General features: G+C 47.1%; 20 protein-coding genes. 8 read left to right on the top strand and 12 right to left on the bottom strand.

Annotated features, from left to right (window positions below; all coding sequences use genetic code 11):
* The first annotated feature begins 320 nt into the window (after positions 1-320).
* Complete coding sequence (locus GGU45_RS02145; RefSeq protein WP_435221581.1) at positions 321-3461, top strand: GH92 family glycosyl hydrolase; 3141 nt, start codon at positions 321-323, stop codon at positions 3459-3461.
* A gap of 40 nt (positions 3462-3501) precedes the next feature.
* Here the strand turns inward: GGU45_RS02145 and GGU45_RS02140 are convergent, their stop codons facing one another.
* Positions 3502-4014 carry an RDD family protein gene (locus GGU45_RS02140; protein ID WP_435221580.1) on the bottom strand — a complete coding sequence of 171 codons (513 nt, stop codon included), beginning with the start codon at positions 4012-4014 and terminating at the stop codon, positions 3502-3504.
* 242 nt (positions 4015-4256) lie between these two features.
* On the opposite strand from GGU45_RS02140, the gene GGU45_RS02135 reads away from it, so the two are divergent.
* The 5 genes from GGU45_RS02135 to GGU45_RS02115 all read left to right on the top strand — a co-directional run bounded on the left by GGU45_RS02135 (position 4257) and on the right by GGU45_RS02115 (position 7901).
* Positions 4257-4955: a type 1 glutamine amidotransferase gene (locus tag GGU45_RS02135; protein WP_435221578.1), complete on the top strand. Its 699-nt coding sequence runs from the start codon at positions 4257-4259 to the stop codon at positions 4953-4955.
* A gap of 97 nt (positions 4956-5052) precedes the next feature.
* Positions 5053-5589, top strand: a complete 537-nt coding sequence (locus tag GGU45_RS02130) for a dihydrofolate reductase family protein (protein ID WP_435221577.1) — start codon at positions 5053-5055, stop codon at positions 5587-5589.
* Between the two features lie 46 nt (positions 5590-5635).
* Positions 5636-6331 carry an SMUG2 DNA glycosylase family protein gene (locus GGU45_RS02125; RefSeq protein ID WP_435221575.1) on the top strand — a complete coding sequence of 232 codons (696 nt, stop codon included), beginning with the start codon at positions 5636-5638 and terminating at the stop codon, positions 6329-6331.
* A 30-nt stretch (positions 6332-6361) separates the two neighbouring features.
* Positions 6362-6826, top strand: a complete 465-nt coding sequence (locus GGU45_RS02120; protein ID WP_435221574.1) for a DUF2975 domain-containing protein — start codon at positions 6362-6364, stop codon at positions 6824-6826.
* Positions 6827-7376: 550 nt separating this feature from the next.
* Positions 7377-7901, top strand: coding sequence for a DUF4262 domain-containing protein (locus GGU45_RS02115; protein WP_435221572.1), 525 nt, complete (start codon positions 7377-7379; stop codon positions 7899-7901).
* Between the two features lie 111 nt (positions 7902-8012).
* Here the strand turns inward: GGU45_RS02115 and GGU45_RS02110 are convergent, their stop codons facing one another.
* The 3 genes from GGU45_RS02110 to GGU45_RS02100 form a co-directional block, all read right to left on the bottom strand.
* Positions 8013-8492, bottom strand: coding sequence for a hypothetical protein (locus GGU45_RS02110; RefSeq protein WP_435221569.1), 480 nt, complete (start codon positions 8490-8492; stop codon positions 8013-8015).
* Positions 8440-8706, bottom strand: coding sequence for a hypothetical protein (locus GGU45_RS02105; RefSeq protein ID WP_435221566.1), 267 nt, complete (start codon positions 8704-8706; stop codon positions 8440-8442). Before GGU45_RS02105 ends, GGU45_RS02110 begins: the two co-directional genes overlap by 53 nt.
* A gap of 118 nt (positions 8707-8824) precedes the next feature.
* The gene (locus GGU45_RS02100; RefSeq protein WP_435221564.1) at positions 8825-9376 is read right to left on the bottom strand and encodes an alpha/beta hydrolase; all 552 of its coding nucleotides are present in this window, start codon (positions 9374-9376) and stop codon (positions 8825-8827) included.
* Between the two features lie 697 nt (positions 9377-10073).
* On the opposite strand from GGU45_RS02100, the gene GGU45_RS02095 reads away from it, so the two are divergent.
* On the top strand, positions 10074-11255 hold the full coding sequence (locus GGU45_RS02095; protein WP_435221562.1) for a beta-galactosidase: 1182 nt from the start codon (positions 10074-10076) through the stop codon (positions 11253-11255).
* A gap of 396 nt (positions 11256-11651) precedes the next feature.
* Here GGU45_RS02095 and GGU45_RS02090 read toward each other — a convergent pair whose 3' ends face one another.
* From GGU45_RS02090 to GGU45_RS02075, 4 genes are all read right to left on the bottom strand, one after another.
* Complete coding sequence (locus tag GGU45_RS02090; RefSeq protein ID WP_435221560.1) at positions 11652-13877, bottom strand: alpha-L-fucosidase; 2226 nt, start codon at positions 13875-13877, stop codon at positions 11652-11654.
* Between the two features lie 17 nt (positions 13878-13894).
* Complete coding sequence (locus GGU45_RS02085; RefSeq protein WP_435221559.1) at positions 13895-14857, bottom strand: glycoside hydrolase family 16 protein; 963 nt, start codon at positions 14855-14857, stop codon at positions 13895-13897.
* 804 nt (positions 14858-15661) lie between these two features.
* Positions 15662-17980 (bottom strand): M60 family metallopeptidase, encoded by a 2319-nt coding sequence (locus GGU45_RS02080; protein WP_435221557.1) that lies wholly within the window; start codon positions 17978-17980, stop codon positions 15662-15664.
* Positions 17981-18284: 304 nt separating this feature from the next.
* Positions 18285-19598: a dihydrolipoamide acetyltransferase family protein gene (locus GGU45_RS02075; protein WP_435221555.1), complete on the bottom strand. Its 1314-nt coding sequence runs from the start codon at positions 19596-19598 to the stop codon at positions 18285-18287.
* A 288-nt stretch (positions 19599-19886) separates the two neighbouring features.
* On the opposite strand from GGU45_RS02075, the gene GGU45_RS02070 reads away from it, so the two are divergent.
* The gene (locus GGU45_RS02070) at positions 19887-20495 is read left to right on the top strand and encodes a 4'-phosphopantetheinyl transferase family protein (RefSeq protein ID WP_435221554.1); all 609 of its coding nucleotides are present in this window, start codon (positions 19887-19889) and stop codon (positions 20493-20495) included.
* 470 nt (positions 20496-20965) lie between these two features.
* Here the strand turns inward: GGU45_RS02070 and recN are convergent, their stop codons facing one another.
* From recN to tnpA, 4 genes are all read right to left on the bottom strand, one after another.
* Positions 20966-22621 carry a DNA repair protein RecN gene (gene recN, locus GGU45_RS02065; RefSeq protein ID WP_435221552.1) on the bottom strand — a complete coding sequence of 552 codons (1656 nt, stop codon included), beginning with the start codon at positions 22619-22621 and terminating at the stop codon, positions 20966-20968.
* A 100-nt stretch (positions 22622-22721) separates the two neighbouring features.
* Entirely contained in the window at positions 22722-23477 is a 756-nt protein-coding gene (locus GGU45_RS02060) for a zinc ribbon domain-containing protein (RefSeq protein ID WP_435221550.1), read from the bottom strand.
* 50 nt (positions 23478-23527) lie between these two features.
* Entirely contained in the window at positions 23528-24622 is a 1095-nt protein-coding gene (locus tag GGU45_RS02055) for a Nif3-like dinuclear metal center hexameric protein (protein ID WP_435221548.1), read from the bottom strand.
* Between the two features lie 540 nt (positions 24623-25162).
* Positions 25163-25624, bottom strand: coding sequence for an IS200/IS605 family transposase (gene tnpA / locus GGU45_RS02050; protein WP_435221547.1), 462 nt, complete (start codon positions 25622-25624; stop codon positions 25163-25165).
* Between the last annotated feature and the right edge of the window lie 204 nt (positions 25625-25828).

The following is a 25828-nucleotide window of genomic DNA, read 5'->3' as shown; positions in this document are numbered from 1 at the left end:
ATTTTTGAATACGGTTTATGCGGATGCCCAATCTGCGGATTGATTTAACCGCCATGGACGCAACGGATCCGCAAAGATCGCAATGAAAGTCGTTATGGTAGCTATTTTGATGAACCTCGCCCCTTGCGGTAGCATTCAACCACGAGGATGCCGGGGTGCGGAAGCGCTGTAGGCAATCCTCATTCCGGTTGCCGATAGTGTTACTGAAGTTGAACTGTGCGACGCAAGTAAGTCCGTTGGCAGTGCAAAAGACGGCAATCAAATAATACACAGCTTTGGTTCGTGTCCTCACGAACCAAATGAACAATATAAATAAACTTATGCATAGGAATATTCTTCTGAAAACATTACTGGTCGTTTGTTTTGCTGCAACAACACTTTTTTGTTGCGCCCAGGAACGGGTTATCTGGAGCATTGGCACAAAAGACAACAGTGCCGCCGAATTTGCGTTGGCGCCGGACCGCTATCAGGATTTTTTGAAAGAAGATTTTGGCTGGGAGAACCGGCAATACATCATCGGCCGCTCTAACCCGGGTAAAGACTGGCCCTATGTACTGCCCGGTCCGGCCGATGCCTGGGGCGGTACCAGCCCAACAGCAGGCCTTCGCACCCAGGTGCTCAATGTATTGTTTGATCTCAAAACCGTGGATGCGAAACAGGGCAGCAACCTTATTATTGACCTTTTGCACACCCATTTTAAGCTGCCGCCGTATTTAAAGGTTACGGTAAACCGGCGTTCCTTTACCTACCGTTTGCCAAAGGGCAGCAATGAGGCGGCGCTCAATGGCGATAACCGGAGCACGCTGCATCACACCATCAGCATTCCGCTGACGGCAGCAGATCTGAAAGCCGGCGTTAATGAACTGCAGCTAACCAGTCTCGAAGGGTCCTGGCTGGTGTTTGATGATCTTCGCCTGGAAGGCGGTGGCACAACGCAACTGAACCCGGTGCCTGCTGCTGCGCTCATTCGTAATGTAAAAGCAGCCCCCTGGCAATTAAATGCTAAGGTACAGCCTCTGCTGGTTGATGTGGCTCATACCGATGGCCGTCCGCTGCTGGTGGTGAAGCTGGATGGTAAAACCATTTTTAATAAAAAAGCGGAACCGGGCCCTGCGATCCTGGAAGTCCCGATGCCGGCGGTAACAAAAACGGTGAACAGTAAGTATACCGTTTTTGCAGATGGAAAGCCGGTGGCGTCCGGTTCCGTGGTACGGGGCCCGCAGCCGCTGGTGCAGCCATCAGATTATGTAAATACCTTTTTGGGCACGGCGCATTCCCGGTGGATGATTGCCCCCGGCCCCTGGATGCCCTTTAGCATGGTAAAGCTAAGTCCCGATAATCAGAACGGCGGCTGGCAGGCAGGATACAATCCAACTTTTGAAAGCATTGGCACTTTTAGCCATATACATGAGTGGACCATGGCAGGGCTGGGCATGTTGCCGGTAAATGGACCGCTAAAGATAAAGATGGGGGATGAGTCGGCTTTGAAAAACGACACGGCGGGTTACCGCTCGCTCATCAATAAAGCCACGGAAGAAGCGCCGCTGGGTTATTATAAGGCAGATCTTACAACCTATAACATCAAAGCAGAGCTGACTGCTACTACCCGCTGCAGCTTTCAGCGGTATACCTATCCGCAGCAGCAGGATGGAAGGGTGATGATCGACCTTAAAGTGCCTGCCGAATATGGTTATAAGATCCTGAAAGCCTCCCTGACACAGGTAGATGCGCATACCATTGAAGGGTATAGTGTGCAGCAATCGAAGCATGTATGGTCCACCGATGCCGACCAGGATTATACGGTATATTTCCGGATCGAGTTTGATCAGCCTATCAAAAAAATGGGTGGCTGGGTTAACGATCATCTGATTGAGCAGCAGCAGCATGTGGGCGCCGAAAACCCCGACCGCATGGGTTGTTATGCGGAGTTTGATACCCGGCAGAACGCTGTGGTGCAGGTGCGCACCGGCATCTCCTATGTGGATGCGGCCGGTGCCCGCCAGAACCTGCAGCAGGAGATCAACACCCCGTTTGGGTGGAGCTTTGATGCCGTGCGCAGGCACAATGTCAGAAGCTGGAACGATCTGCTGGGGCGCATTACCATTACCAGTGACGACAGCCGGGAAAAAATGCGTTTTTATACCAACCTCTACCGCAGCTTTTGCCGGAACACTTTTAGCGATGTGGATGGCCGCTGGATAGATGCTACTGAAAAAATCCAACAGTTAAAAAAGCCGGGAGACGTGGCGCTGGGTTGTGATGCTTTCTGGAACACCTTCTGGAACCTGAACCAGCTTTGGAACCTGGCGGCGCCCGAATGGTCCGGCAGGTGGGTACGCTCGCAGCTGGCGATGTACGATGCCAATGGCTGGCTTGCCAAGGGCCCGGCAGGGATGGAGTATATACCTGTAATGGTAGGCGAACATGAAATACCCCTACTGGTAAGCGCCTACCAGATGGGCATCAGGGATTACGATAAAGAAAAGCTGTTTAAAGCGGTGGTAAAAACAGTTACTTCAAAGCCGGAGCGGGTGGGCAATGGCTTTGCCGGTAACCGGGATATAGAGTCCTTTTTAAAATATAAATATGTGCCGGCAGACAAGGGCCGGTTTTCCAATACCCTGGAGTATGCTTATGATAACTGGACGGTGGGCCAGCTGGCCACGGCCCTGCATAAACCGGAAGCTGCCCTTTTTAAGGACCGGGGCAACTGGTGGCAGCATGCCATTGATACGGCAACCGGTTATGCGCGCTTGCGATACGCCAACGGGGCATGGGAGCAAAATTTTGATCCCTATAAAACCGGGGCCAACCATCATTATGTAGAGGGCAATGCCTGGCAGCTTACCTATTTTGTACCGCAGGATGTGCCTGCGCTCATCCACGCCATCGGAAAAGAACGCTTTACCGGCCGCCTTACCAAGGGTTTTGAAGCCAGCGAACCCTGGCGCTACAATGCCCCCGGCGATCAGTACTGGGATTTTCCGGTGGTGCAGGGCAATCAACAATCCATGCACTTTGCCTTCCTGTTTAACTGGGCGGGGCAGCCCTGGCAAACGCAGCGGTGGAGCCGCTCCATACTGGACCGGTATTATGGCTATGGCGTGGCAGATGCCTACCTGGGCGATGAGGACCAGGGGCAAATGAGCAGCTGGTTTGTGATGGCCGCCCTGGGCCTGTTTCAAACAGATGGGGGCTGCAATGCAGTGCCCCAATATGAAATAGCCAGCCCGTTATACAAAAAAGTGGTCATTGACCTGGGCCGGCGCTATGGGCGCGGTAAGCAGTTTGTGATCAGCGCGCCTGCGGCCTCGCATGAAAATAAATACATACAGCGTGCCCGCCTCAACGGGCGTATATTGAATAGCTTCCGGTTCCCGGCAAGTGAGCTGCTGAAAGGAGGTACGCTTGAGCTGGAAATGGGGAGCCAGCCTAATAAGAAATGGGGCGTTGAACGTTAAGACCCTTGTTGTATTTTTGCAGCCGCTTTTATTATCGGCTCTATTTGCGTTGTTCCCTTATTACCAGGGTGCCTGATATCAAGTCATGCAATGCTCTCCTTTTTGGGCTGAATAATAAGGTGAGAATATCTGCGGTGAAGTACACGGCTAAAATTATCGACAGGTATGAGTCTGCCAGAGCGGGCATCTGGATTACCGAAGGTTGATAATCATGCCCTCTGATAAGATTCACATAAGGTAGGCAGTGCAGTATAATGTAGCCAAGCTCCCGTATCAGTATTTGTTGCAGGGTTGGTTTTTTTGATGGATTGGTATTGATGATCTTTAGTTTCATTACCCATTTGCCATAGGTTTTCCCAAATCGGTATTGGAGGTATATGTAATAAAAAAATGGGAAAATAAAAGTGATTAATAAGTTTGTTGTATGAGCCGCCGGAGTATCAAGCGGTAAAATAACCACAAAGTTAATCAGCGAGAGGAGTCCGAATGGTATCAGATCAATAAGAGAGGCAAGGATACGTCCGGTGAATGTGCTATATTCCTTGTCAGTCATGTGGGAGCAATTGTTTATCTTTTAAAAATAAAAAAATCAGCCTAATAAACGGTGAAGTATTGAGCGTTAAATCGATATTGTCTATTTTTATCTCAAAACAACGCGGTATAAAAAAGCGGATCTGGGCCTGGCTGCCACGCTTGATGGGTTTATGGAAGGGTTCAATGGATAAATAGACTGGTGCATTGTGGATGATGGTATGGACTGTGGGATGCTGTGCATTCAAAAAAAACAAATAAAAAATGAAAGTACATTACCTTCAGCATGTACCATTTGAAGGGCCGGGGTATATAGAATCCTGGATGCAGGAGCAGCATCACGAGCTTTCGGTTACCCGCTTTTATGATGCAGCATACCAGCTGCCTGCCATCGATGCGATAGACGGATTGATCATTATGGGTGGACCCATGGGCGTGTATGATGAAGCCCGGTACCCCTGGCTGGCCGAAGAAAAAAAGTTTATCAAGGCCTGTATCCTCTCCGGAAAAAAACTGCTGGGCATCTGCCTGGGTGCTCAGTTGATTGCGTCCTGCCTGGGTGCAAAAGTGGCTGGGGCTACGTATAAAGAGATTGGCTGGTTTCCGGTACAGCCCGCAATCGGATCCCAGCGGCTGCCCTGGTTTGATGCGCTGTTTAAAAATAACCCGGTCGTTTTTCACTGGCATGGCGACCGGTTTGATATTCCTGCTGATAGCCTGAATTTGCTGATCTCTGCGGCCAATAGCAACCAGGCGTTTTGTTACGGCGCAACTGTTATCGGCCTGCAATTTCATTTGGAAATAACGGCGTCATCGATGAACCAAATGCTGACCCATGGCGCGGCAGACCTGGAGTCGGCGCTGCATGTTCAGTCGGAACAAACCATTATGGAGGGGCTGGTACATATCAACCCTTGCAATCAAATGATGGCGGTGGTGTTGCAGCAATGGTTAAATGGGTAGCGCCCGCCTGAGCCGGAACCGGGCAGCCGTACCTGATAAGCAGTGGGTTGTTGAGCGTTACCCGGGTATTGATTAATTTTACTCCAAAACAACACGTATGAAAAAGCTGATCCTGGATCTGGCCACCACGCTTGACGGATTCATTGAAGGGCCCAACGGGGAAATAGACTGGTGCATTATGGATGAGGATATGGATTTTGAAGGGTTCCTGTCCGGTATTGATACCATCTTTTATGGCCGGGTAAGCTATGACCAATGGGGCAATTTTCAACCAGGTGCCGGCGCAACAGCCGCGGAACTGAACTTGTGGAAGGATGTGCATTCCAAAAAGAAAGTGGTGTTCTCTACCCGGTCCCGGCAGGATGATGGCGCCATTTTTATTAAAGATGATATCGTGAGCCGGGTAACCGAAATAAAAAACCAGGATGGGGGCGATATCTGGTTATACGGAGGTGCCGGTCTTATAAAAACCTTTATTCAGGAAGGGCTCATCGATGTATACCGTATCTCCGTACACCCCATCGCACTGGGCCGCGGAAAGCCATTGTTTGAAGCGCTGAAGGAGCCGCTGGCTCTGCGCCTGGTTAAAACCACCACTTTCCGCTCCGGCGTGGTACAGCTGATCTATGAATAACAGGCGGGAAACCGGTGACATTAAATTATTTTATAGCTTTACACGGATGACAACATTTGCTGATAAGGTTATTGACTTTAACCGGAGCCTGCACTATACCGGAACGTTGCCCGATGGGTTCCGGGTGCTTAACCCTTATTTGGATAATCCGGAAACAATGCAGGTGATGGGGGCGTTTTATCATAAATACTATCAGGATAACCGGCAACGCAAATTTATCATCGGCATCAATCCCAGTCGCCATGGGGCCGGTGTTACCGGTGTGCCTTTTACAGATACAAAGAGGCTTGAAGCCGTTTGTGGTATAAAAATGCAATCGGCTTATACGCACGAAGTGTCTTCCGTATTTATGTATGATATGATCGCCGCCTGGGGCGGTGCGGACAGTTTTTATAAAAATTTTTATATCAATTCTCCCTTTCCCCTGGCCATTATCCGGCGGGCCAATGGTGGCAAATGGCTCAATGCAAATTATTACGATGATCCAAAATTGTTTGAAATGGTCAGGCCTTTTATGATCAGCTCGCTAAAAAAACACATCAGCCTGGGGCTGGATACTTCGGAGGTTTTTATTTTAGGAAAAAAGAACGCCACATTTATCAATAAGCTCAACGCCGATGCCGGCCTGTTTGATAAAGCCACCGTGCTGGAACATCCCCGTTATATTGAGCAATACAAATCAAAAGAAAAGCCGTGGTTTATTGATAAGTATATACGGGAACTGGGTAAGGCGGTAAAGTAGCTGATCAGGAGTTTAAATAATACCATCATTATGAAAAGAAGCTTAGCTATATTTCTTCAGACGGTTATCGTGCTGGCCGGCATTGCGGTGCTGGTCTTTTTGATCCGGTTTCCCTTAACCGAGGGAAGGGCCGCCAACCTGGATGGGTTCCGCATTTACACAAACCCGTTCATTCTTTATGGATATGCAGCATCCATCGTTTTTTTTGTTGCATTATACAAATCGTTCAGATTGCTGGGCTATATTGGTAGGCATAAAGCAGGCTCATCAGCCGCTGCAGGGGCTTTAAGGAGCGTAAAGTATTGCGCCATCGTATTAGGTATTTTAATTGCAGCAGCAGGGCTATACATAGAGGTGTTTCATAATAAAGAGGACGATCCGGCGGGTTTTCTTGCCCTTTGTATCGTAGCTGTTTTTGTTGCTATCGCAGTTGCCGCTGCAGCCTCCGTGGTTGAAAAAAAATGGCGAAAGGCTGAAAATGACAGGACCCGGTAAGCACAAATAGGCCGGCCTCCGCCTTTCCCTTTACCGCCACTCTGGCACAGCTCATGAAGGTGGTACAGGACAGGGAGTAGCACCAATAACTTTGGGGATAGCTGGATTTTTTTTGGGCGTGTCCCCGGCCTTCCCACACACCAGGCCCACACACGGCCGGGGCCGGGCTATCCGCTGCTACTCCGCCACAATACCCCACACAAGGGCTTCGGCGGGGTATCCGCTGCTATCCCTCACGTGGGCATCCATGTTATAAACCCGGTTTGCGTTTAAGAAGAATAACCAATACCCTCACAGTCATTTCGACCGAGCGTAACGTAGTGAAGCGAGTGGAGAAATCTCTACGAACTCCCACAAAACAATGACGGATTCCAACTACCACTCTCTTTGTAATCAAAAATTTTGTAGTCAGATGGTTTGATTACAAATGACTTGATTACAGATTTGTAATCAAGTCGACCAGATTTTTTGATCTGATTACACGGAAGACGGGACGCTACTGTTAAGAAGTACCATATATTCACGAAGTAAAGCTACCCAACATATTATTATGTCTTCGGAAAATGATTACAATTGCAGGGATAATAATAAAATAATCGCGAGCATTGAAAAGCGTGGACTTGCAGTGATCATGCTGGATGCAACAGATTATTTGCCGTCATTTGCATATAGCATTGGCTTATGGCGCACATTTCAACACCCGGAAATTATTTGTTTTGGTTTAACCACAAAAACATTGGGCCAGCTTACAAATGACGTAGCAGATTTAGTAAGGAATGGGCACACCATTGAAATAAACAGGGATTATGACAATTTTTTTGAAAAGGGGAGGGTTCAGTTTGTTCCTGTTGATAAAAGAAATTTAAGCGATTACTTCGGCACCGCAATGGATATTTACGACACCCATGATTTCCCCGCGCTGCAATTTGTTTGGGCAGACCGCAATGACAAATTCCCCTGGAAAAAGATTTTGCAAATGAATTCAGCTACAGGCAACCATTGCTGGATAGGAATGCGGGCTTTAAATTTCGGGAAGCTACGAATCTTGCGGTATTTACCACAAAACAATGGATAGAGCAGGGAAGGCCCATTATCCATGTAATTCATGATACAGACGGCGATTGGCAACTTTTAACGGATGATGAACACTCAACCGAAAACATAAAGATTGTGGCCTTAGAGGAAATTATTTTAAGCTAAGTGTTCCGGCTTTTACCCCATGGGTATCTCTGCTATATATCGTTTCAAAATAGTCGGGGAGATTATCTGTTTGTGTGGCTGCAAGAGAGCGCAATTGCTTATTACCGCTCATCTCCCGTAATACGGCTACCAACTGTTCCAGCACCGGTAGCGGGATTGTTTCTGTAACCTGTTTAAAAATTTTGGTATAGTTTGCTTCTCTTTCGGATCTGCGGTTGCTGTTTAATCCGGTTGATACAATAAACTCTAAGGATGTGGCCTCAGCTTTTGTGGCTTGCTGTGTACGATTGAAATAGCTGATCCAGTTCAGCTGGCTGGTAGTGCTTTGCGTAAGCAGCAGGCTGGCATTAGCGTCCGGAGACCAGATCATTACCGCTCCATAATGATACCAATGCATCAGGTCCGGGCCATAATTACCCATATACCCGGTTGATTCTTTTATAATGGGCGCTTCGTATTGTATCATCGTAGATTGTGTGCCCGCCCTGGCCAAAAGGGGCTTTTTGCGCGACCCCGATTAATGCCTGTGCCTGGATTTCGTTTATGGAGAAAGCTATTTCTCCTATTCCTTCCACGATTAACCCCGGAAAGACAAAATCAACAGTACCGGTACTGGCAAACCGGCCACTACCTTTTAATGGTACAAGCGTTTCAAGGATGTTTTGTTTGATCTGATGCATAGAAACAAGAATGTAATAATATCGTTACCCAATTTAGCGTTTGTTCTCCGGAATGATCCCTGTTTGTGGATCTTATTTCCGGGATATCGGAGTCTGTATTATACCGGCCTTTGAAAATTTATAAGTTCCTGATATCCGCTGCTACTACCGACAAGTCATTATTAAATTGATGCCCTCCTTTGTCCAGCTCCCGGAAAACAGCCCCGGGCAGCTCTTGCCGGTAGCGGGTGAAATGCTCAAAAGGCACTACTTCATCATCCCTGCATTGATAAAAGAAAATGGGGGACTTTTTAGGCAACTGGTTGGCAAACCCCTCTTGTAGCTTCAAGGGTTGTTGCCAGTCTTGGTCACCATTCCAGAAGGGCGGGGCCACCAGGAATACCCCGGCAATACTTGTTTTTATGCTGTTTTCTGAAAGGTATTTCAGCAACATAGAAGCGCCAAGGGAGTGGCCTGCCAGGATGAGCCCGTCCTTGGCTGCTGTGATCTGCCTGCCGATCTCGCCGAGCCATTGCTGCGCCACCTCTATAATGGTTTCATCGGCCTGTACCTGCGGGTAATGCACCCGGTACTCATTGCCCAATACTTGTTGTAATGAGGCGGCCAGCGGTGCATCGGTGGTGTAACCATCATCGCCACCACCCTGTATAAAAAGAATCTGTTTGCGCATATAAATGATAATAGGGTTAAACAACCTTCTGTTTAAAGATACTTAAAATAATTGCAGCAGGTTGCCGCGGAGCCAGGCAATACGGCATCCGGTGGGCCTCATTCGGGATCGTATTTACGCCAGGGAACCTGTAGGAAAGGATGAGGTGGATTATTGATATGTAATTCTATGTCCGCTAACAGACTATTGATAAGATATGCCCAGGAATCTATAGCCTGTTAAACTATACAGTACCTCGTAAAATATCTATACCATAAGCCATCAAATAATTTCCTATATTATTGCGGTTTTTATGGATAACCTGTAAAACATAGTACCACTTTACTGAAAAAGACTAAAATAATGAGAAAACAGCTACTGCTTGTCGTGTGTATGATCACGGGTGTAACCGCCTTTGCCCAAAGCAATTATCTGACGCTGTAGTAACAACTGCCTCTGTTAAAACAGGACAGCACAGGACACGCTGCCCGAAAGACTATCGTAAGTTGCATCAACGTTCTACATGCCGGGTTTCCATTAAGTTAATTAATCCTGGGCCTACGTCAAAAGACTGGATTGTTCTGAGCTTTCCCGCAATCTTTTCGGCTTCAACCGGCAGTCAGGACTCTTAAGCCATAGAAGAGTAATCAACAAACTTATAAATTAAAAACAACTATCGATAATGATGAACAAATGCATTTTTCATATTTGCCTGGCAATGCCAAAATTTTTGATGGCTGTGCTGGGTGTTGTTTGCGCAGGCGCAATCACTCAAAAAGCAGTAGCCCAGGAAAAAATTCCCATACTGGCTTGGTACAGTATACCGGCAACAGATGCAACGCTGGAACGTTACCAGGAACTTAAAGAGGCCGGGTTTAACCTTACGTTTTCCCATACCAGCAATTTTGAAGACGCAAAAAAAGCGCTTGATCTGTCTGCTGCAGTAGGTATTAAATCTATTTTTACATGTGAGGAACTGCATAGTGCTCCGGAAGCAACGGTAAATAAAATAAAAAATCATCCCGGCCTTGCGGGCTATTTTCTCCAGGATGAACCGGTTTGTGACGGGTTTCCGAAACTGGGTAAATGGGCAGCCAGAATTAAAAAGACCGATGATAAGCACTACTGTTACCTGAACCTGCTACCTGGCATGGTATCAAAAGAAGCGTTGGGAGATACCTATGAGGGTTACGTGCGGCGGTTTATTAAGGAAGTGAACATCCAGGTGCTATCTTTTGACTTTTATCCCATTGTAAAAGACCAGGTGCGGCAGCAATGGTACGAGAACCTGGAAATAATATCCCGGGAGTCCCGCCGCTCTGGTAAACCTTTTTGGGCTTTTGCACTGGCTACTGCGCATAATGATTATCCGGTTCCCAACGCCGCGCAACTCAGGCTCCAAATGTATACCAACCTGGCTTATGGCGCCCAGTACCTTCAATATTTCACGTACTGGAATCCTGAAACAACTACCTGGGATTTTCATGAAGCGCCCATTACCCTTAAGAAAAAAAGAAGCCCGGTATATGACTGTATCCGGGAGGTGAACGCAGAGTTGCAAAAACGCGCATTTGTATTTATGGGAGCCCGGGTACTATCTGTTCGTCACACAGGGGATAGTATTCCTGTTGGAACCCAAAAACTGGAAAACTTACCCGCACAGGTAAAATTACTGGATACAAAAAAAGGCGCTGCTGTTGTTTCCCTGCTGGAAAAGGCGGGCAATCAATATCTGGTGATTGTTAACCGAAGTTTTCATGATCCGCTTGATCTGCAGATAGCATTTAATGGCAATGTTGATCTTGTGCGTAAAGATGGGTCCATGGTAAATGCGAACAAGTATGGCCCAGGGTTCGTTGTTGAGCCGGGCGATGTACAGATATTCCGGTGGCAACATTAGCCCCCCGCTTCTTTGAATCGAATTATTGAGAAATAAATCCGGCGGCCGTACAGCATCCGATTTTTGTCCTGTAAAATTTTCACCTTTGCTGCCGCAGAGCCGGCTTCTATGTCAAATGCCGTTTGCATTATTCAACGTGTCCTTTGCTCCTGAATCATTTTTCAATGGTCAGTTTATTCGGCATCTTTTCGAACCTCTGCTGTTGATGCAGTAGCCGGATCAAAGTGTTCCAGGTCCCGGATAAGCTGATCAATAGCAGTGCATAATTTTTTATTCGCAATGTTTTTCGATTTTGGCTTTACCAATATTTTTATGCCGGTTATACGCCTGGCATGCTGCATGGGTTTTGCTGATCCGCGGAGCAGCTGCAATAGAAAATTTAAACGGCTGCAAAGATCACTCAAAGAAGTCCAGCTCTGCTATCGACAAGCCCTTGTCGTGTCCGGCTGTTTCCGTGGCTTCTATACGGATGTACCGGGTTGTTAATGGTTGCTTAAACGGATGCAGACGGGTAACGGGATCATTGATGAGGTTGCCAAACTCAAAGGCATCGGCATTGCTCCAGTTGCTGCCATCTTTGCTGATCTGGATGGTTCCTTTGCTCATAAGCCCCTCCTTGTTTTGAGTGTGCGGGGTATAGGAAAAACTTTTGAGTGTATATACCTTGCCCAGGTCAAGAATTATAAACCCGTTGCCGGAGGCCGGTTTTGACTGCCACCAGGTTTTTTTATCGGCATCAAAAGCCAGTGCGGCGCCGTGTTGTTTTGTATCATCGCTTGCCGCCAGCAATTTCCAGTTTTGTTTTAGTATGCCAAATGTTTCACTGGTTACGGGGCCGGTGCTGTTTTTACTGAAAGCCACGGCCTTTACCGGGCCATGAACTATGGAGAAGGGAGCCTTATAAACAGGTGATGACGGGGTAGGTGTGGTACCATCTGTTGTATAATGGATCTCCATGCCGGCATCCAGGTTTTGCAGTGTGTTTTCTCCATGAGGTTTCCAGTTAAACTCCGGCTGGTAAGGGGCAATGGTAACCTGGCCGTTTATGTTCCTCGATAATTGTAATTGCGGGGGTCGCATTTTATAGTAGTGCGCAGTAATATTGCTGATGGCCGGTGTGGCCCGGGAGCCGGGGATGCGGACGCGAAACCGGTTGGAGGTGGTTTCCGGAAAACGCAGGATGCGCTTGTAACCAATATTTGTAGCCGCAGCAATTTCCTTCCATTGCCCGCCGATCCATGCGTCCACGGCATGCTGCTCTACCCGCTCGCCATGTGTGGTAATGGCCTCCTGTACTACCAGGCGGTTGATGGTAACCGGCTTTGGGGTGCGGATGATGATCTGCGGTTGGGGCTCCTTTAATAATACAAAGCTTTGGGGATCCGCATCCAGCACGGCTTTGGGGCCGGTTGCGTTTTTAAACAGGTTGACCCCGTATGTTTCGCGGATGCGGGCGCCGGTTTCTTTTAATACGGATACGTCTTCGTTTGATAAACGGCCTTCGCGATTGGGAGGAATATTGAGCAGGAAAGTAGAGTTACCGCCTACCGAGCGCTCATAAATGTCAAATACATCATCGGCGCTGCGTACCTTTTGATTGGTTTCATTACGATAAAACCAGCCCTCGCGTATGGAGGTATTGGTCTCCGCCTGCTGGTAATGCAGGTACCGCGCTTTGTAGAGCTGTTCCCGGCTGCCCAGGTCGTTAACGGTAAGATCGGGGTAGCGGTTCATTTGATCGGGGTCGTCCTGAAAGGGGATCACATTCCATTCTGTGCTCCTGGTTTTGCCGGATTCATTACCGCACCAGCGAATATCCTGTTTGCCAAAGATAACGGCTTTTGGCGCCAGGGTTTGGATGAGCTTTTTCCAGGCGATATAGTTGTATTGCTGGCCGCCCTTTGTTTTAGGATGCGCACCATCAAACCACACTTCATCTACCGGTCCGTACTCGGTAAGCAATTCAAAAAGCTGGTTCATAAAATATTCATTATAGTCATCGAGCTCAAACTGAAAACGGGTCTTGTTTTTAAAAGGGCGGCCGGCTACGGGGCGGGGAATGGTGCGCATAGTATACTTGCTTAAGTTGCCATAGAGCCCGTCCGGGCTTTCGATCTGGAACAGGTCGGCGGGAGAAAGATAGATGCCCAGCTTTAAGCCATATTTTTTGCAGGAGGCACTAAGGTCTTTTAGGATATCGCCTTTTCCATTGCGAAAACCGGTAGACATAATGCCGTGGGTAGTATAGCGGCTTTGCCAAAGCACAAATCCATCGTGGTGTTTTACGGTAAGGATCACCATCTTCATGCCGGTGGCCTTCATAGCCGCGCACCACTGGTCGGTATCCAGCGTTTTGAGATCAAATATTTTGGGATCTTCCATTCCGTTGCCCCATTCTTTTTGGGTAAAAGTATTAGGCCCCAGGTGCACAAAAGCGATGAACTCATTGCGGAGGGCTGCATACTGGTTGGCCGTGGGTACTACCCGTACCGCCTTGCTGATGATGGTTTCCTTTGAATCGCCCGGCAGGATCGGAATGGTGTTGGCCGGTTTTACATTTTGCGAAAAGGCCCGGATGGATACAGGGATAAACAACAGGAGGAAGAATGTTTTGATATGCATGCTGATTTTTAAGAATCTTATTGATAAAGCTTTACCCAGTCAACAATCATTTGTACCGGCAATTGCTGCGGATCTACCTTGCCTACCCAGTTGCCGCCCAGCTGCTGGTCTATGAGCAAGTAAAAAGGCTGATCGTAGGGCCACTGGCTGGCATCCACGCCGGTAATGCGCGGATAGGTAAAGGTTTCTTCGCCATTTACGGTAAATACGATCTTATCCGGAAACCATTTAATGCCAAATGTATTAAAGCCGTCCCTGTTAAAAGGGGCGTTTCCGGCATGAGGCGGCTTTTGGGTCTGTTTAAGGTCGAGCGTGTAATAGGAGTGAGTGGTTTGGTAAACCTTATGCTCAAAATTGAGATGCTCCATGATGTCGATCTCCCCGTTTTTGGGATAGGCGCCGTATTTATTTTGCTCTGCCAGCATCCACATGGCCGGCCAGGCGCCCGTAGCGCATTCGAGCTTTGCTCTTATTTCAATTTTACCATACCGGAAGGCAAATTTCCCTTTTGTATATATACCACCGGTAATAAAGGGGCGGGAATCTGTGGTGGTGTCCGGGTTGCGGATGCCACGGAGGTACATATACCCGCTGTCGATCCTGAAACAGTCGTTGTGGGTACTCATGTGCCTGTTCCAGTCTGATTTGCCCGGTGGTATCCGGGTCCATTTGCCGGTATCCAGTGTGGAGGCATTAAAATCCTCCTTCCAGACCAGTTTCCATTTTTTTTCGGATCGCCCTTCCTTTTGAAGATATACATACCCGGCGGAACGTGTAAAGGGGCGGCTGCATGCCGCAGCCAGCAGGAGGAGCACCAGGGGTAAAAGGGAGGTTCGTTTTATTGTTGTCAATGGCAATTGAATAATACCTGCAAGATAATCACTCAACGGGAAAAATGGCCGGGATGTGCAAACGGATGCGCAGGCGCCGCTGGAAGCGGGGAGGAATGTTCCAGGTTTAAAGTTCAAGGTTGGTTCCATTCCCTGCTACAAATTTCCCCAGTTGGGGAAAGTTTACCCAAAATTAAACTGCAATTCTTTATGGTTTTTTTTGCTTAGTGCAGTTTATCTTCTGGGGCTATGCGTTGTGCAAACACAGCTTCTTTGTATAATCATAAGGCGCCTTTAGGGCAGTAACCATTTTGTACAAGTAAAACCGGAGTTATTTAGGGTCTGCTGTTTAACCGGTACTCAAGCAAATTAGACTGTAAGACAATAGGTTCTGGTTGTCGAAGAGCGAGGGTGATGCTAGCAAAATACAGCCAACCCCGCAAAACCCTTGCACTAAATTTTTTTGTAGCCTTTTTGTTTGCCCAAAAAGGTACCCAAAAAGGGCCCCGGAATCGGTTACAGCTCGATTCCGGATGGGTGCTTCTATCGACTTCAGTACAAAGTGGTAGGTCCGCTGTGCGGATACTCAGCTTTAGAATTTCTATGCTTTAATCGATGCAGACTGCACTATTTGTTGCAGCGATAACCCCGATCATGCTAAAGAAGCAATTACATCCTCGAAGGGGCGTCCGCCGCACAGCAAAAGATAAAATCAAGTGGAATGGCGGTTATGACGCCCATGAGAAGCCTCAAAAAGCTGCTACAGGAAGGCGGTCATAACCAGGCCTGCAACGCAGATTTTATCGGTTCCGCCCCTCCGTAAATATTCAGTCCTATCCAATCACAATAGGGCGGAATTTGCCTTGTGGCCGACTAGATCTTTTGCTCCACTTTTGTATCAATGACAAAAGTGGAAAAAAAATAAGAGCGCCATTCTTACTTAATCAGCAGGCCCTATTTAAATATTTCGGGAAGCCATCCGGGAAGATTTTGCACTTCATTCCTGGCGGTTTCAGAAACGGGGATCCTTAAGTTATCAAAATAGGCCCCCAGATTTTTGCCCACTGCTTTGGAGAGTGCCACAAAATAATGATCCCGTTTTTCATCATTACTTATTTTATCTAATCTGCTTCGACTAACCCCCTTGTATTGCTCATTATAAATGGTGCGGAACCCGGCATTCAATTTTTTAATGGGCTCCCATCCGAATGATTCGATAATAGGATAATATAAAGTTATAAGCAGCATAAGCGGATCAGATCTTAGTGTTTCATAGTCGGGATTTTGAATGTATTTTCTAATCCCATCTTGTATACTTTTCCTTGTCCGGCCTTCGCGCGACTGATACAATTCCTTCTTTAGAACTTTATGGAATGCATATAGCGTATATAAGTTCACAGATACTTCCGTGAGCTCACGGAAATCAATTCCAAAAAACTGGTGCCGATGGCCGATTTCATGAAAATGCCCCCAGGAGCCTTTAGTTCTCAGTTCCGTTTCGTTCAGCATCAGGCTCAGGCTTTCATCGTTGGGCACCATAATTCTTTTGGGTAACGTCCACATATAACCAAATTTTACATTATTGTCCACGATAATCCGCTCAGGATGGGCTCGTTGTTTTGGGAGCTGTGCCAATTCGGCGTTTGCATCCATTATTTCGTCCCAAAATCGCATCAGGCTTTCAGGGTTGTTCAGGTTTCTTATGCTATCAGCAGGCACCGTTAAAATGATCTTATCTGTAGCCAGCTCTGCCCAGGGAGCGGGATAATTTCTAATACTTTTTATCCATTCTTTATTGGATGTCTGGCCAAGTTTAAAATAGGGCGCATTTACAGCTCCTATAACGTTTGCTGTAAAAACAGAACCTGTATCTGCAACTGGTATATCAAAGTATAACAATCCCCCGTAGGGCGAGTAAATAAGTGTTGTATCTTTTTTGAGGTCAAAGGTTTTTACAAGACTGAGGGGATTCCGGTAATATTCATCAACCCAGTTACTAACATCGTCTTCATGCGCACCAATCTGCGCTACAATTTTCCGCGCGGTATCTTTTATATTTTTCAGAACGATTCTTACATTATCGCCGGGGGCAACATATAGTCCTGTGCTATGCCAGCGTTTGAAGCTGGTATCCACTTCGAAAAGTCCGCTCCATTTATTGAAAAAATTGATTGTAACATCCTGTGTTTCTCTCGATGCTTCATCCGGCACTACACCAGGGAAATCGGCATTCGTGGAAGCTTTGTAAAGTATATCGGGTATCGCAGCATTATTATCCTTCCGCAGTCGATCCAGGTACTTTAACAAGCTGGGCCATTGATTTGTTGGTAGTGGATTTCTTAAACTCGCTGTTGGTTGGTATTGAATGGTAGCGTTATTGATAGCGTTATAAAGGTCGGTATATGCTTTAGAGTTTTTAGGCCCTTCTAAGTAGATCAATTTCAGAATAGTCAGCGGGACAATTTCCGCCCCTTTACGAAAAAAATCTTTTTTATAGGTTTGACTGCTGAGGCTTGAAATGACGCTGTCAACTATCAGGTATTTTGGAATGGATTTCGTAAGCATTGTGCTATCGGCTGATCTGCCATAGATCCGGTCAACCTTATGATACAAACCTGCTTTTGCTAACAAGCTGTTGAAATTCGTGGATATGGACATGCTATTCAGCAAAAGAACCCTGTCCCACAATGACGATGCATAAACCAGCGTGCCGCCGTTTAAAACAAAATCGTCAAGCATTTGAATGTGGGCTGTATCTATTGGCTCTTTTGTAACAAAAAAGGCTTGTGCTTTTGGCAATTTCTCATCCTGGCTCAAAAAGAATGACGGAGCGTTAATTTCAGCAGCTATATCGGCCACTCGTTGAAATGATGTATCCTCAAAACAGATTCGACCAACACTATCAACAGCCCATGTGATAATATTTTTCCACAATTGCAGAACATTGAGGTTTTTTATATAATTCGATTTCAGATATTGATTACTGCCAATCACCAGGACCTTACCCTTACCATAACGCCCGGTAATAATTACAGGAGCATAAAGCAGTTGAGTTGAATCGTGATACAGGTTTCTATAGGCAATAACCTGGGCGTCATAGTTGAGGGGGTAGGTTGCTAAAGTGCGGACCTTATCAGGTGTTAGCGGAATTGTTCCTACTCCGCTCAAAAGTCGCTGCTGATCTGATGTAGATTGAGCTGATAATGTTGTGGAGATGAAAATGAGAACCGGCAAAAGGATCAATCCCCCCAAAATAACTATAACTAATTTCATAGTTAAATATAAGAAAAAAGCCAGTTTCTTTTTAACGGTATCGCTACACCAGGTGCTTATTATTGCGGCCCAATACCAAACTCATTATGAATTTGAATATTTTTTCCGGTTTCAGTCCGGCAATTCGCAAAACTTCAAAAAATCTTCAATCATATTGTTCGCTGATTTTCCGGTCCGCTCCTGATGTATCATACCGATAACTGAAAGCTGATAGCTAAATGCTGAACGCTGAATGCTAACATAAAACACGGGAACTAAGAGTGAAAGACTGTCCAACCTGAAACTTTGAACATTGAACTTTAAACTAAATCTCTATCGGAACAAAACTCTCCAGCTCCTTGGCAACGGCACTCAGGAAAGTAGCTCCCAAAGCACCATCTACCACCCGGTGATCATAGCTCATGCTCAGCACCATCATCTGCCGGATGGCAATGCTATCGCCCTGCGGGGTCTCCACTACAACAGGCCGCTTTTTAATAGTACCTACCGCCAGGATGGCTACTTGCGGCTGGTTGATGATGGGGGTGCCGGCAAGGCTGCCGAAAGTACCCACATTGGTAATGGTAAAAGTGCCACCCTGTGTATCCTCTGCCTTAAGCTTGTTGTTACGCGCCGCATCGGCCAGTCCATTTACCCGCTTTGCCAAACCGGTAAGGTTGAGCTGGTCGGCATTTTTGATCACCGGCACAATAAGATTGCCGCTTGGGAGGGCTGTGGCCATGCCGATATTGATGTCTTTTTTGATGATGATCTTATCTCCATCGATCGAGCTATTGATCAATGGAAAACGCTTAATGCACCGGGCAATGGCTTCAATAAACAGGGGCATAAAAGTGATCTTTGTGCCTTCCCGTTTTTCAAAATCCTTTTTTATTTTCTCCCGCCACATTACCATATTGGTTACATCGGCTTCGGAAAAACTGGTTACATGCGGACTGGTCTGCTTGCTCCGCACCATGTGCTCTGCAATCAGTTTGCGCATGCGATCCATTTCGATGATCTCCACGTTACCGCCATGGCGGCTGATGTCGAGCGTGCCGGCCTGCTGTGGCTCGTTTGCCTGCACCCGGGTAACCGCAGGTGGTGTAATAGCTGCTGCCGGCGTCTGCCGGCCGGATCGGCTGGCTACATAGGCCAGTATATCATTTTTGGTAACCCGGCCTTCCTTGCCTGTGCCGGGTATCTTTTCCAGCTCGCTTAGGGGAATACCTTCGCTGGCGGCAATATTTAATACAAGCGGGGAATAGAATTTGGTAGCCGTGGCTTCGGGCTTAATGGTGGAGGAAAGGACTTCGGCTTCCTGTTCCGGCTCCTGAGGGGCCGGCTCCGTTTGCGGAGCTGGTGTGGGTTCCGGTGCACTTGTTTCGTCTGCCGCGCCTTCCGTACGGATGCGGGCAATAACGGTACCAATGGGCACCACATCATTTTCGTTAAAAAGAAGGGCTTCAATAATACCACTGGCTGTGCTGGGCACTTCACTATCCACCTTATCCGTAGCGATCTCCAAAACGGTTTCGTCCATTTCCACGGCATCGCCCACCTGCTTCAGCCATTTTAAGATGGTTGCTTCCATAATGCTTTCTCCTAACTTGGGCATCACCAGATCCTCTAAAGCCATAGAACAATTGTATTTATTAAATAAATTTAGTTTAAAATAGCCAGCCGGCGCAAAAATAGTGATTTAGATTCTAACTCTCGTTTGTTAGTGTTCGTAAGTGGCGTGAAGTGAAGGGATTAAAACTTTTCAGCAGACGGGTTGGTCAACTGCTGTATGGGGCTCTGTTTTATCGGTGTTCCTTTTTTTATTGCTCCGGGTAGTTTATGGTCCGGTATAAATCATCGCAGCAAATTGGAGCGGCCCTTATGAAATCCTTAACTTGCACCCAATAAGCGAACTCGATTATTTATGCCCGTTATTTTTCAGGAAGAGATTAACCGTTCAACAAGGCTGGGGATCTGGAAGATTGAGGAGGGGCCGGATTTCTTCCGGGAAAAGGTACCGGTGCACCGGGCGGTAACGCATCCGCATAAAATGCTGCAGCATCTTGCCGGCCGGTTTTTGCTGCAATACCTGTTTCCCGGTTTTCCGTACCACCTGATACAGATTGCGGAAACGCGGAAGCCCTTTCTTCCGGATGAGGCTTTTCATTTTTCTATTTCCCATTGCGGCGATTATGCGGCGGCTATTGTAAGCCGGGAGCAGCGGGTGGGGATTGATATTGAAATTCCGGTGGAAAAAGTGGTAAGCATCCGGCATAAATTTATGAGCCCTTTAGAAATGGAATTGCTGAACCCGCTTTCCATGGAGGAGTACACCCAGGTATGGTCGGCCAAAGAAGCCGTGTATAAATGGTATGGTTTGGGCAAAGTGGATTTCCGGGAGCATATCCGGGTTACCGGTTATAACGAAGCGCCGTCTTCCTTTGATTGTCATTTTATGCTGACCGATAGTCGCTTAAATGTGCACCTGCAGCAGCTTTCGGGGCTTTGTTTAAGTTATGTGGTGTCGGAGTAGGGATATTTGTTTAAAGTTCCAGGTTAGAAAGTGAAAAATCAAGGGTCAATGGTGAATCAATGCAGTTCCCTTAAAGCCGCAGATTCAAAGAACATAAAGACCCGAAAAGCATAGTATATCCCTTATACGTCCCTGGCCCAGGCATCTGTGTGGTTGAATTTATTAACCGCGGGGTCCGCAAGGGGCGCCAGGATAACTACTACAACGATTTTCATTGCGACCTTTGCGAATACATTGCGTCCATTGCGGTTAAACCCAACTGCAGATTGTCTGCAGCTTTTATCGTATTCAAAAAGATCCCGGAAACAGCGCTGCAGGTGCAATCAGCGTATCGGCGGCAACTATAAAAATCGCTTTAGGAAACAGCATTGAATAATGAATAGACAATGGACCTCCGGGAATTAAGTGTCTGCATCAAGCATCAACAGACTCCAGCCTGAAACCTGAAATGTTAAACCTGAAACAAAAATTTACGCCTGTACCATTTCCCTTGCATTCTCCAACGCTGCTGCTGTGGGCTTTTCGCCGCTGAGCATTTTTGCAATGGCGGTAATCCGTTCTTCGGTATCCAGTTGCCGCATGCCGGTGCGTACTTGCTTTCCTGATACTTCTTTATACACAAAATAGTGTGCATCTGCACGTCCGGCAATCTGCGGCTGATGGGTTATGCAGATCACCTGCCGGCTGGCGGCAAGGTCTTTCATAATAATGCCCACCTGTTTTGCAGCTTCCCCGGAAATGCCGGTGTCAATTTCATCAAAGATGAGGGTGGGAAGGTTCATGCGCTGGGCTACCAGGCTTTTGATGCAAAGCATCAGCCGGCTTAGCTCGCCGCCGCTGGCTACTTTATTTACCGGTTTAAACTGCCCGCTTTTATTAGCATCAAATAAGAAATCCACTGCATCGGCGCCTTGTGCGCCCAGGGATCTTTTTTCAAAAGAAACGCGGAGCGCTGCATTGGGCATGCCCACCTGGGTAAGCAATGCATCTACTTTTTTTTCAAAGGGGGCGATCTGTTTTTTACGCGCTTCCGAAATTTTTTGTGCAAGGGTTTCCGCCAGCTGTCGGTGCTGTTCGGTAGCGGCTTCCAGCGTTGCAATGTCTTCCTGGATATGGGCTACGCCCAGCAGTTTTTCCTGCAATTGCAGCTGCAGTGCCCGCAGCTCGTTGGTAGATTGAAGGCCGTGTTTTTTTTGTAACCGGTATCCCATGGATAACCGGTCGCTGAGGGTTTCAATTTTTTCAGGGTCGTAATGGATGCCATTGCTGATATGCTCCAGTTCCGCAGCAATATCCTGCAACTCTACCTGTGCACTGTTGAGCCGGCCCACCAGGTCGGGCAGGTCTTTATGAAAATTGCTGTAGTTGCCCAGCAGTTGGGCAATGCTTTTTAATTGCTGCACCAATGGTTGCTCGCCTTCTTCCAGTCCGCTGTAGGCCTTTCCCAGTGCGCCTTTGATGCCTTCGGCGTTGGATAAAAGCTTTAATGTTTCATCAATATCTTCCAGTTCGTTTTCCTGGAAGTTGGCTTCTGCCAGTTCATCGTACTGGAATTGATTGTAGTCGCTTTCCTTATCCAGCTGCGCCTGTTGTTCTTTTAAGCGCTCCAGCTTTTTTTTGTGTTGCTGCCATTCGGCATAGGTCTGCCGGTACTCGCTGATAAGTTTTGTATTATTGGCCAGGGCGTCCAGTACATGTACCTGAAAATCGGTATCGCCCAGTTGCAGGGTGTCAAACTGCTGATGAAGGTCTACCAGCAGTGAGCTTAGTTGCTGCAGCTGTGCCAGGTTTACGGGGGTGTCATTAATGAAGGCCCGGCTTTTGCCGTTGATGCCGATCTCGCGCCGGATGGTGATTTCGGGGGAGGGGTCGAGGTCGTTGGCTTCCAGGAACCGGGTGATTTCTGCAACAGTCCCCGGGGTAAACAGCCCCTCAATAATGCATTTCTTTTCTTTGTCTACCAGGGCGGCGGTATCGGCCCTTTCGCCCAGTATAAGCGATAAGGCACCCAGTATGATCGATTTTCCCGCACCGGTTTCACCGGTTACAATATTCATTCCATTGGAGAAATGGATCTCCAGTGCATCGATGATTACGTAGTTCCTGATATGTAATTGTTTCAGCATCGGAAGGCAAATTAAGAAAAAGGCTGAAAAGAAAAACCCCCATTCTTGCAAATGGGGGAAAATAAAAAAGCCAGTCTGCGGGCAGACGGCAAAAAAAAAATTATTTTACTTCAACGTTGTTGTGCAGCTCTTCATCTACCAGGATGCGGCCGCAGTTTTCACAAGCGATGATTTTCTTATGTTGTTTGATTTCGCTTTGCTTTTGCGGGGGGATGGAATAAAAACATCCGCCACAGGCATCACGCACCACCGGCACCACGGCCAGGCCATTGCGGAAATTGCCGCGGATCTTTTCATAGCTGGCCAGCAAGCGGGGCTCTACGTTTTCTTTGGCAGACTGTGAATGTTTCTGATACTCTTTTTCCTCCTTTTCGTTGGCGGAGATGATCTTTTCCAATTCAGCTTTTTTCAGCTCCAGCACACCTTCTTTTGCAGCGAGGTTCTTTTTGGCCTTTTCCAGCAGGATCACTTTATCAGCGATTTCCTCGTTGGCGTCCTTGATATGTTTTTCGGCCAGTTTGATCTCCAGTTGCTGCATTTCCACCTCTTTGTTGATGGCTTCAAACTCCCGGTTATTTTTTACATTCTCACTGTCCTTTTCGTATTTTTTGATCAGCTCTTCAGCATCTTTGATTGCCCCTTTGCGCTCTTCAATAAAGTCGGTAACGCCATTGATCTCCTCTTCAATCCGGGTTTGCCGGGAGCGCAGCCCGTGGATCTCATCTTCCAGGTCCGCCACTTCCATGGGAAGCTCTCCTTTTAAAATTTTGATCTCATCCAGCTTGCTGTCAATCTTCTGCAGGTTGATCAGGGAGCCCAGTTTTTCTTCAATTGAAAACTCTTTAATTTGTGGCATATATTTCTTACTGTTTGAATATGAGTTAAAACCAGCGTATAAAATCCGTATTACCGGTAGTGCACGGGATTGGTATTTACCGCTGTTTTAAGGACGGCAAAGTTAGGGATTTTTTCCTGTAAAATGTGTTGAAGCAAATTGATGGTGAACTGCTCGCTTTCGTAGTGCCCGATGTCGGCCAGCAGGATTTTTCCATCTGCATCAAAGAATTCATGGTATTTGATATCTGATGTTATATAGGCGTCTGATCCTGAATTGATTGCGGTTTTTGTGAGGGAGCTTCCGGCCCCGCCGCAGATACTTACTTTCCCGATCTTTTTACCCAAGGGAGCTGTATGCTTCAGCAGGGGTAAACCAAAAACGGACTTTAACAATTGCAGGAAATCGGCTTCTTCCAGCTTTTCCGGAAATTCCCCGGTAATGCCCGCGCCTGTTTCCTGATGAAGGTTGTTTAGTGTAATGGTTTCGTAGGCAACTTCTTCATAAGGATGGTTTTCGCGCAGGGCTGTCAATAGTTTATTTCTAAGATAAAAGGGGTAAAGGATCTCAATTTTCACTTCCTCCGCCTCGTGGCGTTTGCCCCGTTCGCCGGTAAAGGGCCGGGCTCCGCTTTCCGGCAGGAAGGTTCCCTGGCCCACGGTGCTGAAACTGCATTCGCGGTAGTTTCCGATTGCTCCGCCTCCGGCGTTAAAAACAGCGTTTTTTACTTTTTCTGCATGCCCGGGTGGAACAAAGAAATAGAGTTTTTCAAGCTGCTGTTCTTTTGGCGCCAGGATCCGCAGGTTGATCAATCCCAGTTTTTGGGCAATCATACCATTTACTCCGTGCAGCACATTATCAAGATTGGTATGGATGGCATAGAGGGCAATATCATGTTTAATGGCTTTAATGATCGTACGCTCTACATAATTGTTGCCATTGATCTTTTTGAGCCCCGAAAAAACAATGGGGTGGTGGGCCACTACGAGGTTGCATTTTTTTTCAATGGCCTCATCCACCACGGCTTCAATCGCATCCAGGCAGCAAAGCACACCGGTGCAGGGCCAGTTGGGCTGTCCTGTGAGCAACCCCGCATTATCGTAGCTTTCCTGCAGGGCAGGGGGGGCGAGGGTTTCGAGGACTGTTATGATGGAACCGATATTCATTATATGCTTTTATGATAAAGGTAAGCCCGGGAAGAATTTAAAATACCGAATGTAGCATATAAAATGTAAAAGTATTGTCCCGGAAAAGGCCATTTATTACCGCCGCTCTGCGGCTGGGACAATGGTTGGATGCTTGTGGTTACAAGGATTAACGGCGCGCTGCGCCTTGCTGTGGTGCAGCGCACTGTATTTTTTGCTGACCCGGTATTTTTTTTGACGATGAGGGGACCGCAATCTATAGTGCGGGAGTGGTAACAAAACGGGTGATTTGGGAGTGTATGGATTGACAATGCGATGCGCCTTGCTGTGATGCGGCGCACTTTATTTTGCTGACCCGGTATTTTTTTTGACGATGAGGGGACCGCAATCTATAGTGCGGGAGTGGCAACAAAACGGGTGATTTGGGAGCGTGAATTGACGGAGTGCTGTAACGCTACCGGATCTGGCTTACAAAAACGAGCCGCAGCGCGGCGTTAACAATGACGCCGCAATAGTGGCGTCAACAACGATAACCCAGGTGCAGCGCACCGGTAACTGGATTTAATCGAAAAATTCAAAAAGGTATTCATTTTTGAATTCTATTTCAAACTCATTTAATAATTCAAGGTATTCTTCTTTGAAGTTTTTCTTTTTGTGGTGGTCCTCCTGGTTAAGAATATAGTTAATGACCGTCTTTACCTGGGAATGGGAGTGTGTGAAGGCTCCGTAACCGCGTTGCCATTCAAATTTGATGTCGGAGAGCTTGTTGTATTTGATCCATGCACTGGCAGAGGTTTTTATGGTTTCTACAAGGTCGGGAATCAATTGATTTAGATTATATCCGATAAAAATGTGAATGTGATCTGGCATTGAGCCAATGGCCAGCAATTTGTGCTTGTGATTTTGAATGATCCCCGTGATGTATTTTTCCAGTTCGTTATGCCATTGCCGTTTGATCAATGCCTGCCTGTTTTTAGGACAAAAAACAAGGTGTGCATAACATTGGGTGTAGGTGTTTGCCATAGCGTTTAATTTCCATGAATATACTGAATTCTCATGATATTCTAATATATTACCGCCGCTCTGCGGCTCCGTGCTGGGATGGTGGCTTTTGTTACAAAGATTAACGGTGCTCCGCACCTATAAGGGTTACCGGTGCTTTGCATCTTTGCTACTATTTGAGGCGTTGGCGGGGAAGAAAACTTGTTTTAGCTGAATGGACGGCCA

The sequence above is a fragment of the Niabella hirudinis genome, from assembly GCF_051201075.1.
Lineage (GTDB): Bacteria > Bacteroidota > Bacteroidia > Chitinophagales > Chitinophagaceae > Niabella > Niabella hirudinis.
Note: the sequence above shows the minus strand (reverse complement) of the source record. Positions and strands in the feature narration are given on the sequence as shown.